General features: G+C 73.5%; 6 protein-coding genes. 5 read left to right on the forward strand and 1 reads right to left on the reverse strand.

Features of this window, described 5'->3' with window-relative positions; genetic code table 11:
* The first annotated feature begins 88 nt into the window (after positions 1-88).
* Positions 89-1,624 (forward strand): DUF5719 family protein, encoded by a 1,536-nt coding sequence (locus J1C73_RS13830; RefSeq protein WP_207316629.1) that lies wholly within the window; start codon positions 89-91, stop codon positions 1,622-1,624.
* 56 nt (positions 1,625-1,680) lie between these two features.
* Here J1C73_RS13830 and J1C73_RS13835 read toward each other — a convergent pair whose 3' ends face one another.
* Positions 1,681-2,109, reverse strand: coding sequence for a metallopeptidase family protein (locus J1C73_RS13835; RefSeq protein WP_123459687.1), 429 nt, complete (start codon positions 2,107-2,109; stop codon positions 1,681-1,683).
* A gap of 322 nt (positions 2,110-2,431) precedes the next feature.
* Here J1C73_RS13835 and J1C73_RS13840 point away from each other — a divergent pair, with 322 nt between their 5' ends.
* The 4 genes from J1C73_RS13840 to J1C73_RS13855 form a co-directional block, all read left to right on the forward strand.
* On the forward strand, positions 2,432-2,812 hold the full coding sequence (locus J1C73_RS13840; RefSeq protein WP_207316630.1) for a DUF3499 domain-containing protein: 381 nt from the start codon (positions 2,432-2,434) through the stop codon (positions 2,810-2,812).
* A 115-nt stretch (positions 2,813-2,927) separates the two neighbouring features.
* Positions 2,928-4,328, forward strand: a complete 1,401-nt coding sequence (locus J1C73_RS13845) for a phosphomannomutase/phosphoglucomutase (RefSeq protein ID WP_207316631.1) — start codon at positions 2,928-2,930, stop codon at positions 4,326-4,328.
* 231 nt (positions 4,329-4,559) lie between these two features.
* Positions 4,560-4,742, forward strand: a complete 183-nt coding sequence (locus tag J1C73_RS13850) for a Trm112 family protein (RefSeq protein ID WP_018552946.1) — start codon at positions 4,560-4,562, stop codon at positions 4,740-4,742.
* Between the two features lie 52 nt (positions 4,743-4,794).
* The coding region (locus J1C73_RS13855) for an SIS domain-containing protein (protein ID WP_207316632.1) at positions 4,795-5,689 on the forward strand (895 nt) is incomplete at its 3' end.

A 5,689-nucleotide genomic window follows, 5' to 3' on the forward strand; every position in this document is an offset into this window, starting at 1 on the left:
CCCCCGGCCCCGGCGAGAATCCCGACGAGAACCCCGCCCCGGGCCAGAACCCGTGGCCGACCGGTAACGCATCGCGAGGCGAGTCCGAGTGAAGTCCACCAGCCTGTCCCTCATCGCGGGGGCCGTCGCCCTCGCCGCCGTCACCGGATTCGCCGCGTTCACCGTGCCCGGTGACGGGGGTGCGACGGAGGCCGGGGCAGCTTCCCGGCTGCCCGTGGAGCGGTCCAGCCTGCTCTGTCCGGCGCCCGGCCTCTCGGATCTCGCGGAGACCACGTACACGTCCTTCACCCCGGCCGCGAAAAGCGGCGGCGAGGCGGGCGCGGCCGAACTGAAGTCACCCACGGCCGCCAAGAAGGACGACAAGAAGGACGACAAGGAAAAGGCCAAGGACAAGGGCAAGAGCAAGGACAAGACGGCCGACTCGGACAAGCCCGTCGTCGCCCTCAAGGAGCCCGGCAAGCCGGCCACCGCCGACGTGTCCGGTTCGGACGCCCCCGCCCTCGTCGGCACCGCCACCGGCCGGCTGGCGCCCGGCTGGACCGCCCAGCAGACCACCACCGTCGAGGCGGGCGACTCCCGGGGCCTGCTCGGGGTCAGCTGCACGGCACCCGACACCGACTTCTGGTTCCCGGCCGCGAGCACCGCGAAGTCCCGCGAGGACTACGTCAACCTCACCAACCCGGACGACACCGCCGCGGTCGCCGACATCGAGCTGTACGGTCCGGACGGCACGCTCAAGTCCGATGTCGGCGAGGGCATCACGGTCCCCGCCGGATCCGGCGTCCGGGTCCTGATCTCGACCCTGACCAGCAAGGCGGCCGACGACGTGACCGTCCACGTCACCACTCGTACCGGACGGGTGGGCGCGGCCGTCAGGACCGCGGACAGCGAGACCGGCAGCGACTGGCTCACCGCCTCCGCCGCCCCGGCGGGCACCCTGGTGCTGCCCGGCATCCCGGCGGACGCGACCTCGGTCCGGCTGGTGGCCTTCGCCCCCGGCGAGGACGACGCGGACCTGAAGGTGCGGCTCCTCGGCAAGACGGGCGCGTTCGCCCCGGTGGGGAACGAGGACCTCCACGTCAAGTCGCGGATGACGGCCGGGGTGGACCTGAAGAACCTCACCCGGGGCGAGGCGGGTTCCCTGCTGCTGACCCCCGCCCAGAAGGACAGGGCCACCCCGGTGGTGGCCGCGCTGCGGGTGGTCCGGGGCAAGGGCGACAAGCAGGAGGTCGGGTACATCCCGGCGACCGGCCCGGTGGGCGCGCAGGCGACCGCGGCCGACAACCGGGCCAAGGGCTCGGTCCTCTCGCTCACCGCACCGGGCGCCGCCGGCACCGTGAAGGTCACGGCGTCCGCGGGCAGCAAGGGCGGCACTCCGGTCAGCAAGACGTACAAGGTCGCCGCGGGCACGACGGTCGCGGTCACCCCGCCGGTCCCGGCCGGCCTCAAGGGCACGTACGCGCTGACGGTCCAGACGCAGTCGGGCGGCCCGGTCCACGCCGCCCGCACGCTCACTCTTCCGCAGGACGGCATCCCGATGTTCACGGTGCAGACGCTGCCGGACGACGGCGGAACGGTCGAGGTACCGGCGGCCGAACAGGACCTGTCGGTCCTGGACGACTGAACGCGGGCGAGTGGCGGGGGCGGGGGCCGGTGAACGCGGCCCCCGCCCCCGCCGCGTTACTCCTGCCCGTACCGCGGGTCGACCGACTCCGGGGCGAGCCCGAGCAGTTCCGCGACCTGCTCCACCACGACCTCGTGCACCAGCAGCGCACGCTCGTCGCGGTTCTTGGTGCGGATCTCGACGGGACGCCGGTAGATGACGATCTGGGCCGGCCGTTCCTTCTCGGCGGACAGCGCGTTCCCCAGCGGAACGGTCTCCTCCCCGGTGCTCGGCACATCGAGGACCACGAAGTCGACCTCGGCCAGCTGGGGCCAGCGCCGCTCCAGCCGCTCCACGGAGTCCTGCACGAGATCACGGAAGCTGTCCGCCCGGCTGGCCGAGAGCGGCACCTGGGGCGGGGCGACGGGCCCACGCATGCCTCGGCCGTGTCGGTCTCGGCGCCGCGGTCGCGGCTCGGACGGGTGGGGCGGTACGGGACTGTCCATCACCGACGCAGCGTAACGCTCCGCGGGGCGAGCGGACGGCGGCCGCCCGGGGAGGAACAGGCCTGTCCGCTCTTGAACAATCCGGCCACGAGGGAGCCCGTTTCAGGCCCCGCTCATGACCGTTACCCTTCTGTCTCCTGACCGTTTCCGGGGCGAGTGGTGACCGGAATCGTTGCCGTGACGACCGGCGCCCTTCTGCTGCCGCGCAGGTCAGGGCAATTGCCCCGGAGGCGGCCGTACCCGAGGTCACAGGGCGACACGGTGGGGTGAGCTGAGGGAGAGTCGTCGCAGCCCGCTCAAGAGTGCGGTAGCGTCCAACATCGTGAGCCCTGTACGTCGCTGTTCGCGCACCGCGTGCGGCCGCCCTGCCGTCGCGACACTGACGTACGTCTATGCCGACTCGACTGCGGTCCTCGGCCCGCTCGCCACCTACGCCGAGCCCCACTGCTACGACCTCTGTGCCGAGCACAGTGAGCGGCTGACCGCGCCACGCGGCTGGGAGGTCGTCCGGCTCTCCGACCCCTCCGTGCCCGTCCGCCCCAGCGGTGACGACCTCGAAGCGCTCGCCAACGCCGTCCGGGAAGCGGCGCGTCCGCAGGACCGCGGCGACAGGCCCAGGGGCGGCGGCGGTCCTCGTACCGCGGATCCGGTGGAGGTCGCCCGCAGGGGCCACCTCCGCGTGCTGCGCTCGCCCGACTCCTGAGCCGGCGTCCGTCTCCCGGGCGCGGGCCCGTGACGCTCCGCGTCCCCGGAGCACGGGGTGACCCGGGCCGCCGGGTAGTTTGGCGGTCCGAAGAAACCCTCAGGAGGACCGTCCCGTGACTGCAGACCTGTCGCAGCTCGTGAAGGCGTACGACGTTCGCGGAGTCGTGCCCGACCAGTGGGACGAAGCCCTGGCCGAGCAGTTCGGAGCGGCGTTCGTCGAGGTGACGGCCGCGGACGCGATCGTGATCGGTCACGACATGCGCCCCACGTCCCCCGCCCTGTCGGGAGCCTTCGCCCGGGGCGCGGCGGCCCGGGGTGCGGACGTCACGATGATCGGTCTGTGCTCGACGGACCAGCTGTACTACGCGTCGGGGTCGCTGGACCTGCCGGGCGCGATGTTCACCGCCTCGCACAACCCGGCGCAGTACAACGGCATCAAGATGTGCCGTGCGGGCGCCGCACCGGTGGGCCAGGACACCGGGCTCGCCGAGATCCGCACTCTGGTCGAGCGGTGGTCCGTGACCGGCACCCCGCAGCCGGCCGCCGCCTCCGGCACGATCACCGCACGGGACACGCTCACCGACTACGCCGCGTACCTGCTGTCGCTGGTGGACCTGTCCGCGATCCGGCCGCTGAAGGTGGTCGTGGACGCGGGTAACGGCATGGGCGGCCACACGGTCCCCACGGTCTTCGCGGGCCTGCCCGTCGACCTCGTCCCGATGTACTTCGAGCTGGACGGCACGTTCCCGAACCACGAGGCCAACCCCCTGGACCCCAGGAACATCGTCGACCTCCAGGCCCGGGTGCTGGCCGAGGGCGCCGATCTTGGCCTGGCCTTCGACGGCGACGCGGACCGCTGCTTCGTCGTGGACGAGCGGGGCGAGGGAGTCTCCCCGTCGGCGATCACCGCCCTGGTCGCGGCCCGGGAACTGGCGCGCAACGGCGGCCGGGGCACGGTCATCCACAACCTGATCACGTCCCATTCGGTCCCGGAGGTCGTGCGCGAGAACGGCGGCACCCCGGTCCGGACGAGGGTGGGCCACTCCTTCATCAAGGCGGAGATGGCCGCACACGGGGCGATCTTCGGCGGTGAGCACTCGGCGCACTACTACTTCCGGGACTTCTGGAACGCGGATACGGGCATGCTCGCCGCCCTCCACGTCCTGGCCGCCCTGGGCGGCCAGGACGGACCCCTCTCCGCCCTGGTCGCCCAGTACGACCGCTACACCGGCTCCGGCGAGATCAACTCCACGGTCGACGACCAGCCCGCGCGTACGGCGGAGGTACGAGCGGCGTTCGCCGACCGCGAGGGCGTGACCACCGACGACCTGGACGGCCTGACGGTCACGGCCCCGGACTGGTGGTTCAACCTCCGGGCCTCCAACACGGAACCGCTGCTGCGCCTGAACGTCGAGGCCCGCGAGGAAGAGACGATGAAGGCGGTACGCGACGAGGCCCTGGCCCTGATCCGGACGCCCGGGACCCCTGGTGCTCCCAGCCCGTCCGGCGTCTGAGGAGCGGGGTCCGGGCCGGAGCCCCGGTCACGGGAGGGGACAAGGCCCGCCGCGGGCGCCCCGCCCCTTCGCCCGTCGCATCGCGCCACACCGCACTTCCGCGCACCCGGCCAGGCCGCGCCCCCACCACCCCGGCGGTAGGCTGACGTCGCCCGACCCCTGAACAAGTACACAAGCACGATCAAGATCAAAAACAAGACGCGCCCGCGCCCGCCCGAAGGGACCCACCCCATGCCGCTCGAAGCCGGCCTCCTGGAGATCCTGGCCTGCCCGGCCTGTCACTCCCCCCTCGACGACCGGTCGGCGGCCGACAGCCCCGAACTGGTCTGCACGGGCAAGGACTGCGGCCTGGCCTACCCGGTACGGGACGGCATTCCCGTCCTCCTCGTCGACGAGGCCCGCCGCCCCGCGTAACCGGGCCCCACACCCCGCTCGGTGATCAGCGCGTGATCGGAGGACCGTCCCCATGCTCGACGAGTCGTTGCTCGACGCCCCGGAAGCCCTGGCCCGAGCCGACCGCCGCGGTCTGCTGCGCGGCGCCGCCGAGGCCGGGGCCAGGGTCCGCACCGCCGCCCGGCACGCGACGGAGGCCGGAATCGCCGAGCTGAACCCGCAGGGCCGTCCGCGCGCCGTCCTGGTCGCAGGCTCCGGCACCGCCGCATCCGGCGTAGCCGACCTGATCGGCGCCCTCGCCGGCGCCTCCGCACCGGTCACGCGCATCCGCCCCACCGGCGTCGCCCCCGCCGCGGGCGCGCTGCGCTGGACGCTGCCCGGCTGGGCCGGCTCCCTCGACCTGCTGCTCATCGCCACGGCGGACGGCTCCGAACCCGGCCTGGCCCTCGTCGCCGAGCAGGCGTACCGCCGCGGCTGCACCGTCGTGGCCGTCGCGCCCCGGCAGTCACCGCTGCGCGAGGCGGTCGACGGCCTGCACGGCCTCGTCGTACCGATGGCCTCCGCCCCGCACGGCGAGTACGACGCCGAGACATCGGCCGCGGGCCCGGGCACCCTCTGGGCACTGTTCACCCCGCTGCTCGCGCTGCTCGACCGCGTCGGCCTGGTCACCGCGCCCCCGGAGACGCTGCAGAGCGTCGCCGACCGCCTGGACCGCACGGCGGAACGCTGTGGGCCCGCCATTGCCACGTACAGCAATCCGGCCAAGACCCTGGCCGCCGAACTCGCGGACAGCCTCCCTCTCGTCTGGACCGAGGGCGAGACCGCGGCCCCGGTCGGACGCCGCTTCGCCGCGGTCCTGGCCGAGCTCTCGGGGCGCCCCGCCCTCGCGGCCGAACTCCCCGAGGCGCTTCCCGCCCACGGGGGACTGCTGGCCGGGGCCTTCGCCGCCGGAGCGGACCCCGACGAGT

The sequence above is a fragment of the Streptomyces laculatispora genome (assembly GCF_017353455.1).
GTDB lineage: Bacteria > Actinomycetota > Actinomycetes > Streptomycetales > Streptomycetaceae > Streptomyces > Streptomyces laculatispora.

Coding starts and splice junctions, on each gene's coding strand:
- J1C73_RS13835 (WP_123459687.1), bottom strand. CDS start 2,109: ATGGACAGTCCCGTACCGCCCCACCCGTCCGAGCCGCGACCGCGGCGC.
- J1C73_RS13850 (WP_018552946.1), top strand. CDS start 4,560: ATGCCGCTCGAAGCCGGCCTCCTGGAGATCCTGGCCTGCCCGGCCTGT.